20 protein-coding genes are annotated in these 22,580 nt (G+C 56.1%); all 20 read left to right on the plus strand.

Annotation, left to right across the window (positions count from 1 at the left end; genetic code table 11):
- Positions 1 to 77: 77 nt before the first annotated feature.
- Positions 78 to 1,154 (plus strand): S-methyl-5-thioribose-1-phosphate isomerase, encoded by a 1,077-nt coding sequence (gene mtnA, locus WA225_RS12060; protein WP_422608073.1) that lies wholly within the window; start codon positions 78 to 80, stop codon positions 1,152 to 1,154.
- Between the two features lie 423 nt (positions 1,155 to 1,577).
- A complete protein-coding gene (gyrA, locus tag WA225_RS12065) occupies positions 1,578 to 4,352 on the plus strand; it encodes a DNA gyrase subunit A (RefSeq protein WP_422608074.1) in 2,775 nt (924 codons plus the stop codon).
- 158 nt (positions 4,353 to 4,510) lie between these two features.
- A complete protein-coding gene (gene serC, locus WA225_RS12070) occupies positions 4,511 to 5,596 on the plus strand; it encodes a 3-phosphoserine/phosphohydroxythreonine transaminase (RefSeq protein ID WP_422608075.1) in 1,086 nt (361 codons plus the stop codon).
- Complete coding sequence (gene pheA / locus WA225_RS12075) at positions 5,596 to 6,690, plus strand: prephenate dehydratase (protein ID WP_007908404.1); 1,095 nt, start codon at positions 5,596 to 5,598, stop codon at positions 6,688 to 6,690. The genes serC and pheA overlap by 1 nt, the downstream gene beginning before the upstream one ends.
- 12 nt (positions 6,691 to 6,702) lie before the next feature.
- Complete coding sequence (gene hisC, locus WA225_RS12080) at positions 6,703 to 7,815, plus strand: histidinol-phosphate transaminase (RefSeq protein ID WP_422608076.1); 1,113 nt, start codon at positions 6,703 to 6,705, stop codon at positions 7,813 to 7,815.
- Positions 7,816 to 7,843: 28 nt separating this feature from the next.
- Positions 7,844 to 10,051, plus strand: a complete 2,208-nt coding sequence (locus WA225_RS12085) for a bifunctional prephenate dehydrogenase/3-phosphoshikimate 1-carboxyvinyltransferase (RefSeq protein ID WP_422608077.1) — start codon at positions 7,844 to 7,846, stop codon at positions 10,049 to 10,051.
- The gene (gene cmk / locus WA225_RS12090) at positions 10,048 to 10,737 is read left to right on the plus strand and encodes a (d)CMP kinase (RefSeq protein ID WP_422608078.1); all 690 of its coding nucleotides are present in this window, start codon (positions 10,048 to 10,050) and stop codon (positions 10,735 to 10,737) included. The genes WA225_RS12085 and cmk overlap by 4 nt, the downstream gene beginning before the upstream one ends.
- Positions 10,738 to 10,856: 119 nt before the next feature.
- Positions 10,857 to 12,545: a 30S ribosomal protein S1 gene (rpsA, locus tag WA225_RS12095; RefSeq protein ID WP_122609279.1), complete on the plus strand. Its 1,689-nt coding sequence runs from the start codon at positions 10,857 to 10,859 to the stop codon at positions 12,543 to 12,545.
- A 205-nt stretch (positions 12,546 to 12,750) separates the two neighbouring features.
- The gene (locus WA225_RS12100; protein ID WP_007908433.1) at positions 12,751 to 13,029 is read left to right on the plus strand and encodes a hypothetical protein; all 279 of its coding nucleotides are present in this window, start codon (positions 12,751 to 12,753) and stop codon (positions 13,027 to 13,029) included.
- A 152-nt stretch (positions 13,030 to 13,181) separates the two neighbouring features.
- Positions 13,182 to 13,478 (plus strand): integration host factor subunit beta, encoded by a 297-nt coding sequence (gene ihfB, locus WA225_RS12105; RefSeq protein WP_007950920.1) that lies wholly within the window; start codon positions 13,182 to 13,184, stop codon positions 13,476 to 13,478.
- A 30-nt stretch (positions 13,479 to 13,508) separates the two neighbouring features.
- Positions 13,509 to 13,748: a LapA family protein gene (locus WA225_RS12110; RefSeq protein ID WP_422608079.1), complete on the plus strand. Its 240-nt coding sequence runs from the start codon at positions 13,509 to 13,511 to the stop codon at positions 13,746 to 13,748.
- A gap of 222 nt (positions 13,749 to 13,970) precedes the next feature.
- On the plus strand, positions 13,971 to 15,047 hold the full coding sequence (rfbB, locus tag WA225_RS12115; protein WP_422608080.1) for a dTDP-glucose 4,6-dehydratase: 1,077 nt from the start codon (positions 13,971 to 13,973) through the stop codon (positions 15,045 to 15,047).
- Positions 15,044 to 15,937: a dTDP-4-dehydrorhamnose reductase gene (gene rfbD, locus WA225_RS12120; RefSeq protein WP_422608081.1), complete on the plus strand. Its 894-nt coding sequence runs from the start codon at positions 15,044 to 15,046 to the stop codon at positions 15,935 to 15,937. The genes rfbB and rfbD overlap by 4 nt, the downstream gene beginning before the upstream one ends.
- Entirely contained in the window at positions 15,934 to 16,824 is an 891-nt protein-coding gene (gene rfbA / locus WA225_RS12125; protein WP_422608082.1) for a glucose-1-phosphate thymidylyltransferase RfbA, read from the plus strand. The genes rfbD and rfbA overlap by 4 nt, the downstream gene beginning before the upstream one ends.
- A gap of 50 nt (positions 16,825 to 16,874) precedes the next feature.
- Positions 16,875 to 17,789, plus strand: coding sequence for a glycosyltransferase (locus tag WA225_RS12130; protein WP_422608217.1), 915 nt, complete (start codon positions 16,875 to 16,877; stop codon positions 17,787 to 17,789).
- Positions 17,790 to 18,393: 604 nt separating this feature from the next.
- A complete protein-coding gene (locus WA225_RS12135; protein WP_422608083.1) occupies positions 18,394 to 19,419 on the plus strand; it encodes a glycosyltransferase in 1,026 nt (341 codons plus the stop codon).
- A complete protein-coding gene (locus tag WA225_RS12140) occupies positions 19,419 to 20,600 on the plus strand; it encodes an NAD(P)/FAD-dependent oxidoreductase (protein WP_422608084.1) in 1,182 nt (393 codons plus the stop codon). The genes WA225_RS12135 and WA225_RS12140 overlap by 1 nt, the downstream gene beginning before the upstream one ends.
- Positions 20,593 to 21,387 carry a pyridine nucleotide transhydrogenase gene (locus tag WA225_RS12145; protein ID WP_422608085.1) on the plus strand — a complete coding sequence of 265 codons (795 nt, stop codon included), beginning with the start codon at positions 20,593 to 20,595 and terminating at the stop codon, positions 21,385 to 21,387. Before WA225_RS12140 ends, WA225_RS12145 begins: the two co-directional genes overlap by 8 nt.
- Positions 21,384 to 22,220, plus strand: a complete 837-nt coding sequence (locus WA225_RS12150; RefSeq protein ID WP_422608086.1) for a sugar phosphate isomerase/epimerase family protein — start codon at positions 21,384 to 21,386, stop codon at positions 22,218 to 22,220. The genes WA225_RS12145 and WA225_RS12150 overlap by 4 nt, the downstream gene beginning before the upstream one ends.
- A 2-nt stretch (positions 22,221 to 22,222) precedes the next feature.
- Complete coding sequence (locus WA225_RS12155; RefSeq protein WP_422608218.1) at positions 22,223 to 22,579, plus strand: SMR family transporter; 357 nt, start codon at positions 22,223 to 22,225, stop codon at positions 22,577 to 22,579.
- Position 22,580 lies beyond the last annotated feature (1 nt).

The following is a 22,580-nucleotide window of genomic DNA, read 5'->3' on the forward strand; positions in this document are numbered from 1 at the left end:
TGGCGAAGTATACCCGAGCGTCTTCGCGGGGGGATCGCTATAATCGGCGGCTTTTGTTCATGAGTGCGGGGTGAGGGATGCGCGATCGACTGTTGGCTGCGGAGAAAGTGAAGGCCATCGATTGGCGAGATGGCGCGCTCCACCTGCTGGATCAGCGTATTTTGCCGTTCGAGGAAACCTGGATCGCCTACACCAGCGCCGCCGGTGTGGCCGAGGCCATTCGCTCGATGGTGGTGCGTGGCGCACCGGCCATCGGCATCAGCGCGGCCTATGGCATCGTGCTGGCGGTGCGTGCCCGGATCGCCGAGGGTGGCGATTGGTACGCGGCACTGGAAGAGGATTTCGCCTTGCTGGCCGATTCTCGTCCGACCGCGGTCAACCTGTTCTGGGCGCTCGGCCGCATGCATGATCGCCTCGATCGCCTGAAAGAAAACGCCGATCCGTTGGCGGCGCTGGAAGCCGAAGCCATCGCCATTCATGAAAGCGACCGCGAAGCCAACCTGACCATGGCGCAACTGGGCGTCGATCTGATCCGCAAGCATCAGGGCAATGCCCAGGCGATTCTGACGCACTGCAATACTGGCGCGCTGGCCACCGGCGGTTTCGGCACGGCTCTGGGGGTGATTCGCGCGGCTTATCTGGAAGGCATGGTCGAGCGTGTTTATGCCGACGAAACCCGTCCGTGGCTGCAAGGCTCGCGCCTGACCGCGTGGGAACTGGCTAATGAAGGTATTCCGGTGACCCTCAATGCTGACTCCGCTGCCGCGCACATCATGAAAACCAAAGGCGTGACCTGGGTGATTGTCGGCGCTGACCGCATCACGGCCAATGGTGACGTGGCCAACAAGATCGGCACCTACCAACTCGCGGTCAACGCCATGCACCACGGCGTACGCTTCATGGTGGTGGCGCCGAGTTCGACCATCGACATGAACCTGGCCAGCGGCGACGACATCCCGATCGAGGAGCGTGACGGCGCCGAATTGCTCGAAGTCGGCGGCAAGCGCGTCGGCGCGGATGTTGAAGCGTTCAACCCGGTGTTTGACGTGACCCCGGCCGACCTGATCGATGCGATCGTTACCGAGAAAGGCATCGTCGAACGCCCGGACACCGCGAAAATGGCCCAGTTGATGTGCCGCAAGCGCCTGCACTGATTGGCTTCGGCGTCAGTTCGGACGCCATCGCTGGCAAGCCAGCTCCCACAGGTTTTGTGTTCGCCACTGATCCTGTGGGAGCTGGCTTGCCAGCGATGAGGCCCTAAAAGTCAATAAACATCGCTAAACCTAGCCCCGATTCTGCATTGAAAGAAGCTCTGAGCTTCTCTCGTCCCCGTTAAGCCTGTCACCGGTCAACTAACTATGCTCCATGCGCATCTGGGGGATAGGTGCGTGGCGGCCTTTGTGATAACATCCGGCGTTTTCCGAGGCAGCTCCATGGAGCTGTCTTTACTGCGCAAATCCACGATCCAATGTTGATTTGTCGTAAGTCGGCGCATGGCACTCGGCCTGCCCCGACGAGCTTCGTTGGTCCCATATGGATATGACGAAGTTTCACCAGAAAAAGGAATCAGGCTTCTCATGGGCGAACTGGCCAAAGAAATCCTCCCGGTCAATATCGAAGACGAGCTGAAACAGTCCTACCTCGACTACGCGATGAGCGTGATCGTCGGCCGTGCACTGCCGGATGCGCGCGATGGCCTCAAGCCCGTGCACCGTCGCGTACTGTTCGCGATGAGCGAGCTGGGCAACGACTTCAACAAGCCGTACAAGAAATCTGCCCGTGTTGTCGGCGACGTGATCGGTAAGTATCACCCGCACGGTGATACTGCGGTGTACGACACCATCGTTCGTATGGCTCAGCCTTTCTCCTTGCGCTACCTGCTGGTAGACGGTCAGGGCAACTTCGGTTCGGTCGACGGCGACAACGCTGCGGCCATGCGATACACCGAAGTGCGCATGACCAAACTGGCGCACGAGCTGCTGGCTGACCTGCACAAAGAAACCGTGGACTGGGTGCCGAACTACGACGGCACCGAAATGATCCCGGCGGTCATGCCGACCCGTATCCCCAACCTGCTGGTCAACGGCTCCAGCGGTATCGCCGTGGGCATGGCGACCAACATTCCGCCGCACAACCTCGGTGAAGTCATCGACGGTTGCCTGGCGCTCATCGACAACCCTGAGCTGACCGTCGATGAGCTGATGCAATACATCCCCGGTCCGGACTTCCCGACCGCCGCGATCATCAATGGTCGCGCCGGCATCATCGAAGCCTACCGCACCGGTCGCGGACGCATTTATATGCGCGCGCGCTCGATCATCGAAGACATCGACAAGGTCGGTGGCCGTCAACAGATCGTCATCACCGAACTGCCGTACCAGTTGAACAAGGCGCGTCTGATCGAGAAGATCGCCGAGCTGGTCAAAGAGAAGAAGCTCGAAGGCATCACCGAACTGCGCGACGAGTCCGACAAGGACGGTATGCGCGTCGTGATCGAACTGCGTCGCGGCGAAGTGCCTGAGGTGATCCTCAACAACCTCTACGCGCAGACCCAGCTGCAATCGGTATTCGGCATCAACATCGTTGCGTTGATCGACGGCCGCCCACGCATCCTCAACCTCAAGGATCTGCTGGAAGCCTTCGTCCGTCACCGTCGCGAAGTGGTCACCCGCCGTACCGTGTTCGAACTGCGCAAGGCGCGCGAGCGTGGTCACATCCTCGAAGGTCAGGCCGTTGCCCTGTCGAACATCGACCCGGTGATCGCCCTGATCAAGGCTTCGCCGACGCCGTCGGAAGCTAAAGAAGCGCTGATCAGCACGCCGTGGGAATCCTCGGCCGTGGTGGCGATGGTTGAGCGTGCCGGTGCTGATTCCTGCCGTCCGGAGACTCTGGATCCGCAATACGGTCTGCGCGAAGGCAAGTACTTCCTGTCGCCAGAGCAGGCGCAAGCCATTCTGGAATTGCGTCTGCACCGTCTGACCGGTCTGGAACACGAAAAACTGCTGGCCGAGTATCAAGAGATCCTCAACCAGATCGGCGAGCTGATCCGCATCCTCAACAGCGCCGTGCGCCTGATGGAAGTGATCCGCGAAGAGCTGGAAGTGATTCGTGCCGAATACGGCGACCAGCGTCGCACCGAAATTCTCGATGCCCGTCTCGACCTGACCCTGGGTGACATGATCCCGGAAGAAGAGCGCGTCGTGACCATCTCCCACGGTGGCTACGCCAAGACCCAGCCACTGGCTGCGTACCAGGCTCAGCGTCGTGGCGGTAAAGGCAAATCGGCCACTGGCGTCAAGGATGAGGACTACATCGCTCACCTGCTGGTTGCCAACAGCCACACCACGCTGCTGCTGTTCTCCAGCAAGGGCAAGGTGTACTGGCTCAAGACCTACGAGATTCCGGAGGCGTCCCGCGCCGCCCGTGGTCGTCCGTTGGTCAACCTTCTGCCATTGAGCGAAGGCGAATACATCACCACCATGCTGCCGGTCGATCTCGAAGCCATGAAGCGTCAGGCTGACGAAGAAGAGGCTGAAGGCGTCGAGGCTGATGTAGAAGACATCGAAAACAGCAACGAGACCGACGAAGAGCGTCGTGCCCGTATCAAGGCTGCCGACCGCAAGAAAGCCCCGTTCATCTTCATGTCGACCGCCAACGGTACCGTGAAGAAGACCCCGCTGGTGGCGTTCAGCCGTCAGCGTAGCGTTGGTCTGATCGCGCTGGAACTGGACGAAGGCGACATCCTGATTTCCGCTGCCGTCACTGATGGCGAGCAGGAAATCATGCTGTTCTCCGACGGCGGCAAAGTGACGCGCTTCAAGGAATCCGAAGTTCGCGCCATGGGCCGTACCGCCCGCGGTGTGCGTGGTATGCGTCTGCCGGAAGGGCAGAAGCTGATCTCCATGCTGATTCCGGAAGAAGGCAGCGAGATCCTCACAGCATCCGAGCGCGGCTACGGCAAGCGTACGGCGATCAGCGAGTTCCCTGAGTACAAGCGTGGCGGTCAGGGCGTTATCGCCATGGTCAGCAACGAGCGTAACGGCCGTCTGGTCGGCGCGGTGCAGGTGCAGGACGGTGAAGAGATCATGCTGATCTCTGATCAGGGCACCCTGGTGCGTACCCGTGTCGACGAGGTGTCGAGCCTGGGTCGTAACACGCAAGGTGTGACGCTGATCAAGCTGGCCAAGGATGAAACCCTGGTCGGGCTGGAGCGGGTTCAGGAGCCTTCGGAAATCGAAGGTGAAGAGCTTGAAGGGGAAGAGGGCGAGGAATTCGAAGGCAGCGTCGTGAGCGACGATGCTGGCGAAGACCAGCAACTCGACGCCGCAGCAGACGAAGAACCGCAAGAATAAGCGGGCAAACGAGGGGGCGGATGAGAATTCGCCCCCTTGTTATTTGTCCTGTTTGAAAATTTGCAACACTGCACGGGATCGTTCCCACGCAGAGCGTGGGAACGATCATCCGCAGACCAAAAGATTTAAGTGACCACCAAATCAGAGCGAGATTGGATGTGAGCAAGCGAGCCTATAACTTCTGCGCCGGTCCTGCGGCGCTTCCTGAAGCCGTCCTGCAACGTGCTCAAGGTGAACTCCTTGATTGGCACGGCAAGGGTCTCTCGGTCATGGAAATGAGCCATCGCAGCGATGAGTTCGTGTCCATCGCCACCCAGGCCGAGCAGGATCTGCGTGACCTGCTGAATATCCCGTCGAACTACAAAGTGCTGTTTCTGCAAGGTGGCGCCAGCCAGCAATTCGCGCAGATTCCACTGAACCTGTTGCCTGAAGGCGGCTCTGCCGACTACATCGACACCGGTATCTGGTCGCAGAAAGCCATCGAAGAAGCTTCGCGCTACGGTCATGTCAACGTTGCCGCCACTGCCAAGCCTTACGACTATTTCGCCATCCCGGGCCAGAACGAGTGGAACCTGTCGAAAGACGCCGCTTACGTTCACTACGCGCCGAACGAAACCATCGGTGGTCTGGAATTCCAGTGGATCCCGGAAGTCGGTGATGTGCCGCTGGTCGCTGACATGTCTTCGGACATTCTCTCGCGTCCGGTCGATATCTCGCGTTTCGGCATGATCTACGCCGGCGCGCAGAAGAACATCGGCCCGAGCGGCATCGTCGTCAACATCATCCGCGAAGACCTGCTCGGCAAGGCGCGCGCGCTGTGCCCGACCATGCTCGACTACAAGGTCGCAGCGGATAACGGCTCGATGTACAACACCCCGCCGACCATGGCCTGGTACCTCTCCGGTCTGGTGTTCCAGTGGCTGAAAGAGCAGGGCGGCGTCGACGCGATCGCCAAACTCAACGACGTCAAGCAGCGCACACTGTACGACTTCATCGACGCCAGCGGCCTCTACAGCAACCCGATCAACAAATCGGATCGCTCGTGGATGAACGTGCCGTTCCGTCTGGCTGATGATCGTCTGGACAAGCCATTTCTCGTCGGTGCCGAAGAGCGTGGTCTGCTCAACCTCAAGGGTCACCGCTCTGTGGGCGGCATGCGCGCCTCCATCTACAACGCCGTCGATATCACCGCGGTCAACGCGCTGGTGGCGTACATGGCTGAATTCGAGAAGGAACACGGCTGATGTCCGAGCAAGAACTCAAGGCACTGCGCGTTCGCATTGACGCTCTGGACACCAAAGTCATGGAGCTGATCAGTGAGCGTGCGCGTTGCGCCCAGGAAGTCGCGCGCGTAAAGATGGCCTCGCTGGCCGAAGGCGAAGTGCCGGTGTTCTATCGTCCTGAGCGCGAAGCTCAGGTGCTCAAGCGCGTGATGGAGCGTAACCAGGGGCCGCTGGGCAACGAAGAGATGGCGCGCTTGTTCCGCGAAATCATGTCGTCGTGCCTGGCGCTGGAGCAGCCGCTGAAAGTGGCTTACCTCGGTCCTGAAGGCACCTTCACCCAAGCGGCGGCCATGAAACACTTCGGTCACGCTGTGATCAGCAAGCCAATGGCGGCGATCGATGAAGTGTTCCGCGAAGTGGCGGCCGGTGCGGTGAATTTTGGCGTGGTGCCGGTGGAAAACTCCACCGAAGGCGCGGTCAACCACACGCTCGACAGCTTCCTCGAACACGACATGGTTATTTGCGGCGAAGTCGAACTGCGCATTCACCATCACCTGTTGGTCGGTGAAAACACCAAGACCGACAGCATCAGCCGCATCTATTCCCACGCGCAGTCGCTGGCCCAGTGCCGCAAGTGGCTGGACGCGCACTACCCGAATGTCGAGCGCGTTGCGGTTTCCAGTAACGCCGAAGCGGCCAAGCGGGTGAAGGGTGAGTGGAATTCGGCGGCGATTGCCGGTGATATGGCGGCAGGACTGTACGGTCTGACCCGTCTGGCCGAGAAAATCGAAGATCGTCCGGACAACTCGACGCGCTTCCTGATGATCGGTAATCAGGAAGTGCCGCCGACCGGCGACGACAAGACCTCGATCATCGTGTCGATGAGCAACAAGCCCGGCGCGCTCCATGAGCTGCTGGTGCCGTTCCACGACAACGGGATCGACCTGACCCGTATCGAAACCCGTCCGTCGCGCAGCGGCAAATGGACCTACGTGTTCTTCATCGACTTCGTCGGCCATCACCGTGATCCGTTGATCAAAGGTGTACTGGAAAAGATCAGTCAGGAAGCAGTAGCACTCAAAGTGCTGGGTTCCTACCCGAAAGCAGTTCTCTAAGGGCGGTAGCAAATGAGTGGCAATTTCCTCGCTTTGGCACAGCCGGGCGTGCAACAACTTTCGCCATACGTTCCGGGCAAGCCTGTGGACGAACTGGCACGCGAGCTGGATCTGGATCCGGCAAAAATCGTCAAACTGGCGAGCAACGAAAACCCGTTGGGCGCCAGTCCAAAAGCCTTGGCGGCAATCCGCGAAGAGCTGGCCGAGCTGACCCGTTATCCGGACGGCAACGGATTCGCATTGAAATCGCTGTTGGCCGAGCAATGCCGCGTAGACCTCAATCAGGTCACGCTGGGCAACGGTTCCAACGACATTCTTGAGCTGGTCGCGCGTGCCTATCTGGCACCGGGCCTGAACGCGGTGTTCAGCGAGCACGCATTTGCGGTGTATCCGATCGCCACTCAGGCCGTTGGCGCACAAGCCAAAGTGGTCCCGGCCAAGGAGTGGGGGCATGACCTGCCGGCGATGCTCGCAGCCATCGATGCCAACACCCGCGTGGTGTTCATCGCCAACCCGAACAACCCGACCGGCACCTGGTTCGGCGCCGAGGCGCTGGACGAGTTCCTGCAGGACGTTCCGGAACACGTGCTGGTGGTGCTCGACGAGGCGTACATCGAGTACGCCGAAGGCAGCGATCTGCCGGACGGTCTGGATTTCCTCGCCGCTTACCCGAATCTGCTGGTATCGCGCACCTTCTCCAAGGCCTACGGTCTGGCAGCGCTGCGTGTCGGCTACGGTCTGTCGACTGCGGTTGTTGCTGATGTCCTGAACCGTGTTCGCCAGCCGTTCAACGTCAACAGCCTCGCCTTGGCGGCAGCCTGCGCAGCGTTGAAGGATGATGAGTATCTGGCGCAAAGCCGTCAGCTCAACGAGGCGGGCATGCAGCAGTTGCAGGCCGGTTTCCGTGAGTTGGGGTTGAGCTGGATCGAATCCAAAGGCAACTTCATCTGCGTCGATCTCGCTCAGGTTGCGGCTCCGGTGTTCCAGGGCTTGCTGCGCGAAGGCGTGATCGTGCGTCCGGTGGCCAACTACGGCATGCCGAACCACCTGCGGGTGACCATCGGTCTGCCGGCGGAAAACAGCCGCTTCCTTGAAGCGCTGCGCAAGGTTCTGGCTCGTGGGTGATGTCACTGCACTGCAATCTGCTGCACCTATGATCGGGCGCCTTGTGGTGGTCGGTCTGGGGTTGATCGGTGGTTCGTTTGCCAAAGGCTTGCGTGAAAGCGGCGTGTGCCGTGAAGTGGTCGGGGTCGATCTTGATCCGCAATCGCGCAAGCTGGCGGTTGAGTTGGGCGTTGTGGATCGCTGCGAAGATGACCTGGCGGCGGCCTGTCAGGGCGCTGACGTGATTCAGTTGGCGGTGCCGATTCTGGCCATGGAAAAAGTGCTCGCGCGGTTGGCGAGCATGGATCTGGGCTCGGCGATTCTGACCGATGTCGGCAGTGCCAAAGGTAATGTGGTGCGCGCGGCAACCGAAGCGTTTGGTGCTATGCCGCCGCGCTTCGTGCCCGGCCATCCGATTGCCGGCTCCGAGCAGAGTGGGGTGGAAGCCTCCAATGCCGAGCTGTTTCGTCGTCACAAGGTGATTCTTACGCCGCTTGAGCAAACCGATCCGGCCGCGTTGGCTGTGGTCGATCGTCTGTGGCGCGAACTGGGCGCCGACGTCGAGCACATGCAGGTCGAGCGTCACGATGAGGTGCTGGCTGCGACCAGCCATCTGCCGCACCTGTTGGCCTTTGGTCTGGTCGACTCGTTGGCCAAGCGCAATGAAAATCTTGAGATCTTCCGTTACGCTGCGGGCGGTTTCCGCGATTTCACAAGAATCGCCGGAAGCGACCCGGTGATGTGGCACGACATCTTCCTCGCCAACCGCGAGGCTGTCCTGCGCACACTCGATACATTTCGCAGCGACCTCGACGCCTTGCGCGACGCGGTCGATGCAGGGGATGGGCACCAATTGTTGGGCGTTTTCACTCGCGCCCGGGTTGCCCGCGAGCATTTCAGTAAAATCCTGGCCCGCAGGGCCTATGTGGACGCTATGAATTCCAACGATCTGATCTTCCTGGCTCAACCTGGTGGCCGCCTGTCCGGTCGGATTCGCGTACCGGGTGACAAATCCATTTCCCACCGTTCGATCATGCTCGGCTCGCTGGCCGAAGGCGTCACCGAAGTCGAAGGCTTCCTCGAGGGCGAAGACGCTTTGGCGACCTTGCAGGCGTTCCGCGACATGGGCGTGGTCATCGAAGGCCCGCACCACGGCCGCGTGACCATCCACGGTGTCGGCCTGCACGGCCTGAAGCCGGCGCCGGGCCCGATCTATCTGGGCAACTCCGGCACTTCGATGCGTCTGCTGTCCGGCCTGTTGGCTGCGCAGAACTTCGACAGCACACTGACCGGCGATGCCTCGCTGTCCAAGCGTCCGATGAATCGCGTGGCCAATCCACTGCGTGAAATGGGCGCCGTGATTGAAACCGCTGCTGAAGGTCGTCCGCCGATGATCATTCGTGGCGGTCATAAGCTCAAAGGTCTGACCTACACCATGCCGATGGCCAGTGCACAGGTGAAATCCTGCCTGTTGCTTGCCGGTCTGTACGCTGAAGGCAAGACCACCGTGACCGAGCCGGCACCGACTCGCGACCACACCGAGCGCATGCTGCGCGGCTTCGGTTATCCGGTCAGTGTTGAAGGCGCTACGGCTTCGGTTGAGTCCGGCGGCAAGCTGAGCGCAACTCACATTGAAGTACCGGGCGATATTTCCTCGTCGGCGTTCTTCCTGGTCGCGGCCTCGATCGCCGAAGGTTCGGAACTGGTGCTCGAGCACGTCGGCATCAACCCGACCCGTACCGGCGTGATCGACATTCTGCGTCTCATGGGTGCAGACATCACTCTGGAAAACCAGCGTGAAGTCGGCGGCGAGCCTGTGGCTGACCTGCGCGTGCGGGCAGCTAAACTCAAAGGTATCGAGATTCCTGAAGCGTTGGTTCCGCTGGCGATCGACGAATTCCCGGTGCTGTTCGTGGCGGCTGCCTGTGCCGAAGGGCGCACCGTGCTGACCGGCGCTGAAGAACTGCGGGTCAAGGAGTCGGATCGCATCCAGGTGATGGCGGACGGCTTGTTGGCGCTGGGCGTCAAGTGCGAGCCGACCCCGGACGGCATCATCATCGACGGCGGCCAGATTGGCGGCGGCGAAGTGCATGGCCATGGCGATCACCGTATCGCGATGGCCTTCAGTGTGGCCTCCCTGCGCGCCACTGCACCGATCCGCATCCATGATTGCGCGAACGTCGCGACGTCGTTCCCGAACTTCCTCGCGCTGTGCGGGCAGGTCGGTATTCGTGTGGCACAAGAGGCTCAATCGTGAAAAGCATTGCACCGGTCATCACCATCGATGGGCCAAGCGGCTCGGGCAAAGGCACTGTAGCCGGGATTCTGGCCAAGCGTCTGGGCTGGAATCTGCTGGATTCCGGTGCGCTTTACCGTTTGCTCGCCTTCGCTGCGCACAACCATGGTGTCGACCTGACCAATGAAGAGTTGCTGAAGAAACTCGCCGCTCATCTGGATGTTCAGTTCATTGCGGCGACCGAAGGTCAACTGCAACGGATCATTCTGGAAGGTGACGAGGTCAGCGATGTCATCCGAACCGAAAGCATCGGTTCGGGTGCTTCGCAAGTGGCTGCATTGCCCGCCGTGCGCGAGGCGCTGCTGCAGCGTCAACGCGCTTTTCAGGAAGCGCCGGGCCTTGTCGCCGACGGTCGCGACATGGGTACGGTGGTTTTTCCTGATGCACCGCTGAAGATTTTCCTGACCGCTAGTGCCGAGGAGAGGGCGCGCCGCCGATATTTGCAGTTGAAGGGCAAAGTCGAGGGTGTTAGTCTGTCGAGTCTGCTAGATGAGATCCGTGCACGCGACGAGCGTGACACCCAGCGAGCGGTAGCCCCGCTTAAGCCGGCGGCTGACGCCATACAGCTGGATTCCACGGAGTTGTCCATTGATCAGGTGCTGGAACGCATCATGAGCGAGATCGCCATTCGCGATATCGCCGGGTGACCAAGAAGGTTGCAGGGGACCAGTCATAGTCCTGTGGCGCTTCTTCTATATGAAACTAACCCACACCGTCTGGGGTGTGGAGATGGGCGTATCCTTCGCCCTCATTTACAGGAATTAAAATGAGCGAAAGCTTTGCGGAACTCTTTGAAGAAAGCCTAAAAACCCTGAACCTTCAGGCAGGCTCCATCATCACCGGTGTTATCGTTGATATCGATTACCAAGCTCGCTGGGTAACCGTTCACGCTGGCCTGAAGTCTGAAGCACTCATCCCGCTTGAGCAGTTCTACAACGACGCTGGCGATCTGACTATCAATGTCGGTGACGAAGTTCACGTTGCTCTGGACTCGGTTGAAGACGGTTTCGGTGAAACCAAGCTGTCCCGTGAAAAAGCCAAGCGCGCTGAGTGCTGGATCGTTCTGGAAGCAGCCTTCGCAGCTGAGGAAGTGGTCAAGGGCGTTATCAACGGTAAGGTTAAAGGCGGCTTCACTGTCGACGTTAACGGCATCCGTGCGTTCCTGCCAGGTTCCCTGGTTGACGTCCGTCCAGTGCGCGACACCACGCACCTGGAAGGCAAAGAGCTGGAATTCAAGGTCATCAAGCTGGACCAGAAGCGCAACAACGTTGTCGTTTCCCGTCGCAGCGTCCTGGAAGCCGAGAACTCCGCCGAGCGTGAAGCTCTGCTGGAATCCCTGCAGGAAGGCCAGCAAGTCAAAGGTATCGTCAAAAACCTCACCGATTACGGCGCATTCGTCGATCTGGGTGGCGTGGACGGCCTGCTGCACATCACCGACATGGCCTGGAAGCGCATCAAGCATCCTTCCGAGATCGTCAACGTTGGTGACGAAATCGACGTCAAGGTTCTGAAATACGATCGCGAACGCAACCGTGTTTCCCTGGGCCTGAAGCAACTGGGCGAAGATCCATGGGTTGCTATCAAAGCCCGTTACCCAGAAAGCACTCGCGTTACCGCTCGTGTAACCAACCTGACCGACTACGGCTGCTTCGCTGAGCTGGAAGAAGGCGTTGAAGGTCTGGTACACGTTTCGGAAATGGACTGGACCAACAAGAACATCCATCCTTCGAAAGTCGTACAAGTCGGCGACGAAGTGGAAGTCATGGTTCTGGACATCGACGAAGAGCGTCGTCGTATCTCCCTGGGCATCAAGCAGTGCAAATCTAACCCATGGGAAGATTTCTCTGGCCAGTTCAACAAGGGCGATAAAATCTCCGGCACCATCAAGTCGATCACCGATTTCGGTATCTTCATTGGTCTGGACGGCGGCATCGACGGCCTGGTTCACCTGTCCGACATCTCCTGGAACGAAGTTGGCGAAGAAGCCGTACGTCGTTTCAAGAAGGGCGACGAGCTGGACACCGTTATCCTGTCGGTTGACCCAGAGCGCGAGCGTATCTCCCTGGGTATCAAGCAACTGGAAAGCGATCCGTTCTCCGAGTACGTCTCGGTTAACGACAAAGGCGCAATCGTTACTGGCACCGTGAAAGAAGTTGACGCCAAAGGCGCCATCATCGTTCTGGCCGACGATATCGAAGCGACTCTGAAAGCCTCCGAAATCAGCCGTGACCGCGTTGAAGACGCGCGCAACGTTCTGAAAGAAGGCCAGGAAGTAGAAGCCAAGATCATCAGCGTTGATCGCAAGAGCCGCGTGATCCAACTCTCCATCAAGTCGAAAGATGATGCTGAAGAGAAAGAAGCTATCCAGAGCCTGAAATCGGCTCCGGAAGGTGAAGCAGCTGACACCACCATGGCTGGCCTGCTGCGCCAGGCAATGGCGGCCAAACAGAACTAAGTTCTGATTGGGCAATAAAAAGGGCGACTTCGGTCGCCCTTTTTTGTGCTCGCGATTTAGTGTTTCGAGTCATGCATGAAGGTGTTAGTGAAACCAATCCCGCTTCTGAGCGGTCTGTTTCTTTAATCGGATCAATCGCCTATTCACGACTAAGCTTGGTCTTAAGCGTGTAGTCGTCGGGCAGTTGCCTGGCATAAGGAAGTGGATGAACAAGTTTATTGTCCTCATGGCTGTACTGGTTCTGGCTGGCTGTACGACCAGTGCCAAGACCCATGCCGTGCGTGGTGTCAGTGGTATAGAGGTCGACTGCTCTGGGTTAGGCTCTGGCTGGGAGAAATGCCAGAAGCGCGCGGCGAAGGAGTGCAAGGGCGCGGGCTACAAAGTGATCACGAGATCAGATGATGCCAAGGATGAAGATGAGTTTCCTTTTGGCTTCAACCCGGCGGGCTACGTGACGCGAACCATGCTGGTGATATGCCGTTAAGCATGCTGTGCCCTGTTTGTGGCTGTGATGCCCTGAAAACGGGCGTTTCGACGCGGTGGAAGATATGTCAATCCCTGGGCTGTTCAAAATCTTCCGGGCGTGCTAAAACCTTTCAAGCGCTGATCTAGCTGCTTGAAAAAGAAGGGAAAAATATGACGAAGTCGGAGTTGATCGAACGAATTGTCACCCATCAAGGGCTGCTCTCATCCAAGGATGTGGAGTTGGCCATCAAGACCATGCTTGAACAAATGTCCCAATGCCTGGCTACCGGTGATCGTATCGAGATCCGTGGGTTTGGCAGTTTCTCTCTGCACTACCGTGCGCCGCGTGTTGGCCGCAATCCGAAGACCGGCCAGTCTGTCAGTCTGGATGGTAAATTCGTTCCGCATTTCAAGCCCGGTAAAGAATTGCGTGATCGGGTGAATGAGGAAGAGGAGGAGGGCGCTTGATCTTCGCTATTCAAATTCGAGGGGGCATGAATGCGTAACCTTAAACGCATATTGCTTGGCGTATTTCTTCTGCTGATGGTTCTGGTTGTTCTGGCATTTGTGCTTGAGAATCAGCAGTCGGTTTCGCTTTTGTTTCTTGGTTTTTCCGGCCCGCAGTTGCCAGTGTCGCTCGTTGCAGTGTTGGCTTTGTTGATCGGAATGCTGATTGGCCCTTTATTGGGTTGGTTTCTGGGGCGTTCGTCCAGAGCTGCACGCAAGCGACTGGTCTGAAAACGACAGGCGCAGGGCGTCTGTCGAAATTGCGCCTCTGCCTGTCTTTATCCATTAGTAAAACCATCATTAAGCTGTAAAATGCGTCCCTTGTTCGATCTTGCCTTATTGCATGTCGATTCAGACTGACTCTGACAGATGCCAACTGCGAGTGGCTTCTGCATTCATGGATTAGACAGCGCTCATCGGCAGCGCTGTCCGCAGCTCAAGGGTATCGTTCGCGTGAAAATTCTAGTTACCGGCGGCGCCGGCTTTATTGGCTCGGCAGTCATCCGTCACATCATTTCCAACACGTCCGATGCTGTCGTTAACGTCGATAAACTGACTTACGCCGGCAATCTGGAGTCCTTGGCAGAAGTCAGCCAGAATTCGCGCTATGCATTTGAACGCGTCGATATCTGTGATCGTGATCAGATCGACCGTGTCCTGCGTGAACACCAGCCAGATGCAATCATGCACCTGGCCGCAGAATCCCACGTCGATCGCTCGATCACTGGTCCTTCCGAGTTCATTCAGACCAACATCATCGGCACGTACACGCTGCTCGAAGCCGCCCGCCACTACTGGGCCGCGCTGGATGATGCGCGTAAAGCGAGTTTCCGCTTTCACCATATTTCGACTGACGAAGTTTACGGTGATCTCGAGGGGCCGGAAGATCTCTTCACCGAAACCACGCCATACCAGCCAAGCTCGCCTTACTCGGCCAGCAAGGCCAGCTCCGATCACCTGGTTCGTGCCTGGGCCCGCACTTACGGCCTGCCTACCTTGGTGACTAACTGCTCGAACAACTACGGCCCATGCCATTTCCCTGAGAAACTGATCCCGCTGATCATTCTCAATGCGCTGGAAGGCAAGCCTTTACCGGTTTATGGCAAAGGTAATCAGGTTCGTGACTGGTTGTATGTCGAGGATCACGCCCGCGCGCTGTACAAAGTCGTCACCGAAGGCGTGATCGGCGAGACTTACAACATCGGCGGTCACAACGAAAAACAAAACATCGAAGTGGTGCATACCCTGTGTGCGTTGCTCGATGAGTTGCGCCCTGATTCTGCCCATCGTCCGCATGCCAGCCTGATTACCTATGTTCAGGATCGTCCTGGGCATGACGTGCGTTATGCAATCGATGCGAGCAAGATTCAGCGTGAGCTGGGCTGGACACCGGAAGAGACTTTTGAAACCGGTATTCGCAAGACTGTTGAGTGGTATCTGAATAACACTGAGTGGGTTGAGCACGTGAAGAGCGGCAGCTATCAGCAGTGGATTAACCAGAATTATGCGGATCGTTCGAACAGGGCATGAAAATTCTTCTGTTGGGTAAGAACGGTCAGATTGGTTGGGAGCTGCAGCGCTCGCTCGAACCGCTTGGTCAGCTAATTGCGCTGGATCGTCAGATTGTTGATGGGCTGTGCGGGGACCTGTCCAATCTGGTTGCCTTGCGCGCAACGATTCGGCAGATCAAGCCCGATGTCATCGTCAACGCCGCTGCCTACACTGCGGTCGACAGAGCGGAGTCAGAAGCTGATCTGGCTTTCATTGTGAATGCCCAGGCGAGCCAGGTTCTGGCCGAAGAAGCCGTCGCCCTGAATGCGTGGCTGGTTCATTATTCAAGCGACTACGTCTTCAGTGGTGTCGGTTCCGTGCCATGGCTGGAGACCGATGCTGTCGGCCCGGTGAATCAGTACGGCGCGAGCAAGCTGGCGGGCGAGCAAGCGATCGTTTTGTCGAATTGCAAGCATTTGATCTTTCGTACGAGTTGGGTCTACGGTGCGCGCGGCAACAACTTTGCCAAGACGATGCTGCGTCTGGCAAAGGAGCGGGATACGCTGAATGTTATCGCCGATCAGATCGGAGCTCCGACCGGGGCTGATCTGATCGCGGATGTGACCGCTCTTGCTATCCGCCAAGCGCTGCAGCAGCCGGAACTTTCCGGCGTGTATCACCTGGTTGCCAGCGGTGAAGTGTCTTGGCACGGGTATGCGACTCATGTAATTGCATTTGCCCGGGCCAATGGTGAGACGCTTGCTGTAACGTCCGTCAATGCCATCGACACGACCGCCTACCCGACACCTGCACAACGGCCATTGAACTCGCGTCTGAATTCTCAAAAATTGTGCGCTAAATTTTCTCTACACTTGCCGGATTGGCAAAGTGGTGTAACCCGAATGCTTAGGGAAGTTCTGAACAAATGACCACGACAAATCGTAAAGGCATCATCCTCGCTGGTGGTTCGGGTACGCGCCTGCACCCGCTGACCCTAGGCGTTTCCAAGCAGATGCTGCCGATCTACGACAAACCGATGATCTTCTATCCGTTGTCCGTGTTGATGCTGGCGGGGATGCGCGAAATCCTGATCATCTCCACTCCCGAAGATTTGCCTTGTTTTCGCAAATTGCTGGGTGATGGCAGCGTTTATGGGATCAAGCTCACCTATGCCGAACAACCTAGTCCCGATGGTCTGGCCCAGGCATTCATCATCGGTGAAGAGTTCATTGGCAACGATCCTTGCTGCTTGATCCTTGGTGACAATATTTTCTACGGTCAGCATTTCTCGGACAATTTACGTTCGGCGAGTACTCAGCAGAAAGGTGCTACGGTCTTCGGTTATCACGTGTCTGATCCGGAGCGTTTCGGTGTTGTCGAATTCGATAAAACCGGTCGTGCACTGAGTATTGAAGAGAAACCGCTCAAGCCAAAATCTAATTACGCCGTAACCGGACTGTACTTTTACGATAACGATGTCGTCGAGATCGCGAAAGGCATCAAGCCATCTGAGCGCGGTGAGTTGGAAATCACTGACGTCAACCGTGCGTACCTAGAAAGAAAGACGCTGAGCGTTGAAATGCTCGGTCGTGGATTTGCCTGGCTCGATACAGGCACGCACGATTCGCTGCTTGAGGCCAGTCACTTCGTACACACCATCGAACAGCGTCAGGGCCTCAAGGTGGCCTGCCTGGAAGAAATTGCATATCACAATGGCTGGATCACCGCTGAGCAGTTGGGTGCACAAGCGGATGCGCTGAAGAAGACTGGTTATGGCCAGTACTTGCAGAAACTCTTGGAGCCCACTAATCGCTGAAAATGGCGATTTGATGCAAGGAACACTTCTTGAGTGTGGATGCAAGCCATATGTCAGTCAAACCTAAGGTTGCAGTTTTGCTGGCGGCCTATAACGGTGTCCAATGGCTAGAGGATCAGATTGATTCCATCCTCGGTCAAGCAGCAGTCAATCTGACCATTTACATCAGTGTCGACCCATCAACTGATGGCACCGAACAGTGGTGCGCTGCTTGCGCTGCCCAGCACGCCGAGGTGGTTGTTCTGCCCATCTCGGAAGTGTTTGGAGGTGCGGCGCGCAATTTTTTCAGATTGATTCGTGATGTGAGCTTCGATGGCTATGACTACATTGCGCTCTCTGATCAGGACGACATTTGGAATGCAGGAAAGCTGGAGCATTCTATTCGCATGCTCCAGTTTCATGGCGTTGATGCATATTCCAGTAACGTCACTGCATTTTGGCCTACCGGCAAGGTTTTGTTGCTGGATAAGGCACAACCTCAAGTTGAGTGGGATTATTTATTTGAGGCGGCGGGCCCGGGTTGTACTTATTTGATAAGTCGCAAGGTCGCTGGCTCGTTGAAGGCATCCGTACTTGAGGACTGGCAAAAGTTACAGGCTGTATCCCTGCATGACTGGTATATCTATGCCTTGGCTCGAAGTCATGGGTATAGATGGTTTATCGATCAGGTTTCGACATTGCGTTATCGGCAGCACGAGCGGAATCAGGTTGGAGCGAATGCCGGTATCAGGCCCCTTATCTCCAGATACAAAACCATCAGTAACGGTTGGTGGTTCTCTCAAGTATCACTCATTGGATCTCTGGTCGGTTTGGAGGCGCATCCCTTTTTCCTGAGGTGGCGGTCTTTGGGTAGGATGGAACTCCTGTCGTTATCAATGAATGCGTGGAAGTGTCGCCGCCGTGTGCGAGATAAGATTCTATTCTTTTGTGTGTGCTGGATTACTGCGTTAAATTTTAGGAAGTGAACCTGATTGCAGTCAGTCCCGAAATGGATATTTCAATGTAACGGATTGTTGCGAGGGTATGACCCCCGATCCGTCCTTCCAGGTTTACTTTCAGTCACGATATTGGCGCCTGCGATAGTCTCTGTTCGTTCGAGTAACCGTTCCGCTTGGATGGGCAGCTGAAACGCCCGCAAGGCGCTGATGCCCCCATGCCTGTATGTCTGATCATGCCGCGGATACAATGCCGAAAGGCATGAGATTGGGCGTATACCTGCCTTATAGTGGTTCTCCTGTGGCCGCGAGCTAATGTTGCCTTGCGCTTTCAGGGGCAGATACCTGATGCTTAAAAAGCTCTATTTCGCTAGAATAGTGCCCATTTTGTTTGGGTGGGAGGGGAGTGGAGGAGGTCAAGCATCAATCCTCTTCAGGCACGTCCAACAGCTCAGTCAGAGGCTTTTCGGGGTGAGGGCATGCCGTAGTCCTAAGGTCTTCATCTTCGTTTTCAAGATTAGCGACACCGGCAGCTCGACCATGCCCACGCTCTAGCAAGGACGTATTTTTCGCTCGACAAGGATCGGAATGTCGTTTTGCAGGAGGTTTCTTCAATTCAATTCAAGAGTAAAAAATGTCCTTTTTCCCCTGTTTTTTATCTGTCGTCTTCGTGGTGAGAAACCAGTCAGCGAGCATAGAAAGCACTCTGGCTGATGCAGTGGCTGCAATTGCGGGCGTTGTTAGTGACTATGAATTGATCGTTGTAGATAACGCCTCAGAAGACGATAGCATTTCGGTACTAAAGCAGCTCACTGCAGAAGACGGACTGGCTAATTTGCAAGTCTATGCGCTGACGAAAGAGGTGGATGCGGATACCGCCTCATGGGTTGGTCTCGAGAATGCGCTCGGAGATTTCGTTGTAGTGGTCGATCCATTTGTCGACGACATTAGCTTCGCTCCCAAGATGCTTGATCGCGCCGTTAGTGGTGCTGATGTGGTATTTGCAAATAATTCGCAAAAACCGGCGCAGAGCCTCGCCTATCGTGGGGCTAACGCTATCTTTCACAGCATTTACAATCGCTTGAACGGTGTTCATTTAGCTAAAGAAGCTCCGCAATACCGAATTCTGAGCAAGCGGGTCATCAATTTCATCCTGCAACATCCGCAGCCTGTAATGACATACAGGCATCTTCCCGCAACGGGTGGTTTTGCACGGGCTTATCTGAATTACAGTTCTGCGCCGAAGGCGTCCAGTCCCAAGAGATTGGGGGAGAGTATTGACCGAGGTATGCGCTTGTTGGTATCGACCACACGTGCGCCAATGCGATTGGTTACGACGCTTTCCCTTTTTGGTGCCATCGCAAACGTGGTGTACAGCGTTTATGTGCTCGCAATTGGCATTCTAAAAACAGATGTTGCTCCGGGTTGGGTGAGTTTTTCATTGCAGCAATCGGGGATGTTCTTCCTTATTTCCCTGGTCCTGTTGGTTTTGGGTGAATACATTCTGAACATGGCCAGTCTGTCGAATGAAGGCCCTCTTTATCACGTAGGCCAAGAGTTCACCAGCGCGCGCATGACGCGCCTTGAAAAATTGAATATTGAAGCGGTAGTGTCGGACTCCGCCAGTGCGGAAGATCCCAATAAAGAAATCGTTTCCTGATGCCTTACTTCGATCCCAATGTGTGCAACGAGGATGCCGTAATAATTGGCGGGGGGTTTTACGGCGCGGCTATTGCGGTCTATCTTGCCAAGCAACGTGGACTCAAACGCATCGTTCTGGTCGAGCGGGAACCCGCCCTGCTAATGCGCGCCTCGTACAATAATCAGGCGCGTGTGCATAACGGCTACCACTACCCACGAAGTTTTACCACGGCCTATCGAAGTCGAGTAAACCTGCCTAAATTTGTTCGGGACTGGCCACTCGCGGTGAAAAAGGATTTCACCAAGCTATACGCGATTTCTCGACGAAACTCGAAAGTCACTGCGAAGCAGTTTGAACGCTTTTGTCGGCAGATTGGAGCGGATATCAAACCCGCGGATCCTAGTCTAAAAGACTTGTTTGAATCGCGACTGATCGAGGACGTATACCTGGTCGAAGAGCACGCGTTTGACACTACTCAGCTTGCGAGTTGGGCAACGCGTGAGTTGAAAGACGCGGGCGTTCAGGTCCGTTACCAAACGCGGGCGAGCGCTATTTCGAAGGGCGAGCGGTCGCCGTTGAAAGTTGTATTGGAGTGCGGACACGGAGAGGCAGAAATTCTCAACTGTCGGTACGTGTTCAACTGTACTTACAGCGGCCTTAATCAGTTCAAGGGTGACTTTCCCGGAGTCAATACAGGCCTCAAGCAAGAAATTACGGAAATGGCCTTAATGAGAATGCCTCCATCACTTGAAGGTTTAGGGGTCACGGTCATGGATGGCCCCTTTTTCTCGATGATGCCCTTTCCGGCGCGCGGGCTCCACACCTTGTCTCATGTTCGCTATACGCCACATCTCAACTGGAGCGACGAGCAGGGGATTGATCCCTACGAAAAGCTGCGTCATTACGAACGAAATACTCGCGTGGACCGGATGCTGAGGGATGTCGGGCGTTACATGCCTGAAGTCTTGAAAGCCAAACACGTAGACTCGTTATTTGAAGTCAAGACTGTTCTCGTGAAAAACGAAGGTGATGACGGAAGGCCGATACTTTTCGAGAAGCACGCGGAGTTACCAGGTTGTTATTCGGTGCTTGGTGGAAAAATTGATAATATTTATGATGTTCTTGAAACCCTTGAAGCTGAAGAAATTATCAGTGTTGATGATCAAGATATATCTAAACTTGGAGCGCTGAATGTTTAATTCGCTTATTGGTTATTCGGGCTACGTCGGCAGCACCCTTCTCAAACAGGAAAGTTTTACCTCGCTGTATCGCTCAACCAATATCGGCGATATAGATAATCAGACCTTTGACACAGTGGTGTGCGCCGGAGCCCCGGCGCAAAAATGGATCGCCAATCGCGATCCGCAGTCTGATCGACAGAAAATCGAGGCATTGATCGCGCACCTCAGAACCATTCAGTGCCAGACTTTTATTTTGATCAGTACGGTCGATGTCTTCAAGAGTCCCATTGGTGTGGACGAGGGGACGTCTGTCGATGAGTCTGGTTTGCATGCCTATGGTCTTCATCGGCGATTGCTTGAAAAGTTCGTCGAAGAGCACTTCCCCAACCACCTGATTGTTCGTCTGCCAGGCTTGGTCGGCCCGGGTTTGCGCAAGAATGTCATCTTCGACTTTTTGAATGATAACAATCTTCAAGCGATAGATAGTCGGGGAGTATTCCAATTCTACCCAATGGTGAACCTTTGGTATGACATTCAAACGGCGCTTAACGCCCGCTTGAAGTTGGTACATCTCACTGCAGAACCGATAAGCGTGGCAGAGATTTCCCGACAGGGTTTCGGCAAAACCTTCGCCAATACCTTGGCTAACCCTGCTGCAACATACGATCTGCAGACCAGGTACGCGCAGGTATTTGGTTCCTCGGGCCGCTATCAATATAGTTCCCGAGAAACCATCCAAGCCGTCCGAGGTTATGCGCAGTCCGAGCCGATCGCGATTAAAACCGAAGAGGGGACAGGCGCATGAGATTGGCGATCTCCAACATTGCGTGGGACATCAGCGAGGACGAGGCGGTAGTTACGCTGCTTCAGCGCTACGCAGTTGATGCAATAGATATCGCACCTGGCAAATATTTCCCGGAACCCGCCCTAGCGACCGAAGCTGGTATTGCCAAGGTCAAAGCGTGGTGGGCTGAACGTGGAATTGAAGTCACGGGAATGCAATCGCTATTGTTCGGCACCCAGGGATTGAATGTCTTTGGTAACACTGAAAGCCAAGCTGCTCTCCTTGCGCACATGGCGGCGGTATGCCGTATCGGCGCAGGTCTTGGGGCGACCAGGCTGGTTTTTGGTTCACCGAAGAATCGGGATCGCAGTGGGTTGAATGATAAAGAGGCGTTGGATATAGCAATTGCCTTTTTTCGGAAATTGGGGGAAATAGCTCTGTCTTGTGGCGTAATTATCTGCCTTGAGCCCAACCCCACTTGTTATGGCGCTAATTTCATGACAACTACTGTCGAGACGGCCGAGGTCGTTAAATTAGTTGCGCATCCAGCTATTCAAATGCAACTGGACACCGGTGCGCTTACCATCAATCAAGAAAGCGCTGAAGCAGTGTTGCAACAGTGCGCTGCGATAATTGGTCATGTGCATGCGAGCGAGCCCAATCTGGTGCCTTTGGGCGATGGCGGTACAGATCATGGAACGGTTGCTGTCGGTCTGATGCGGTACTTGCCTTCTCATGTGGTTTCCATCGAGATGGTGGCAACAAAGGATGAGTCGCACGTGATATCCATTGAGCGCGCCCTTAAAGTGGCAATGCAGCATTATCGTGGAACAGATGTAGGAGCGAGTGTATGAGCATAAAGTGGCTCATCCTCATTCTGGGTATTCTTTCAAACGCGTCTGCCAGTGTCCTGGTGAAGATGGCCATGATGCCGCCGCGCAAGTTTCCCTCGCTGGGTGATCCAATGTCAGCGTTGAGCAATTGGCCGTTCTGGTTGGGGCTTGGCCTATATGGCGCGGCGTTTCTCCTGTACGCCGCTGCTCTGGCACGTCTGCCGCTGAATGTGGCGCACCCGGTTCTAACGGCTGGAGCGATCGCTACTGTTGCCCTTTTTTCGGTTCTGTTTTTTCGTGAATCCTTCCACTGGACTACAGGGGCAGGGATCGTATTGGTAATTATCGGCGTAGGGCTGATTACAGCGCGCGTCGCCTGAT

The sequence above is a fragment of the Pseudomonas sp. genome (genome assembly GCF_049300855.1).
GTDB lineage: Bacteria > Pseudomonadota > Gammaproteobacteria > Pseudomonadales > Pseudomonadaceae > Aquipseudomonas.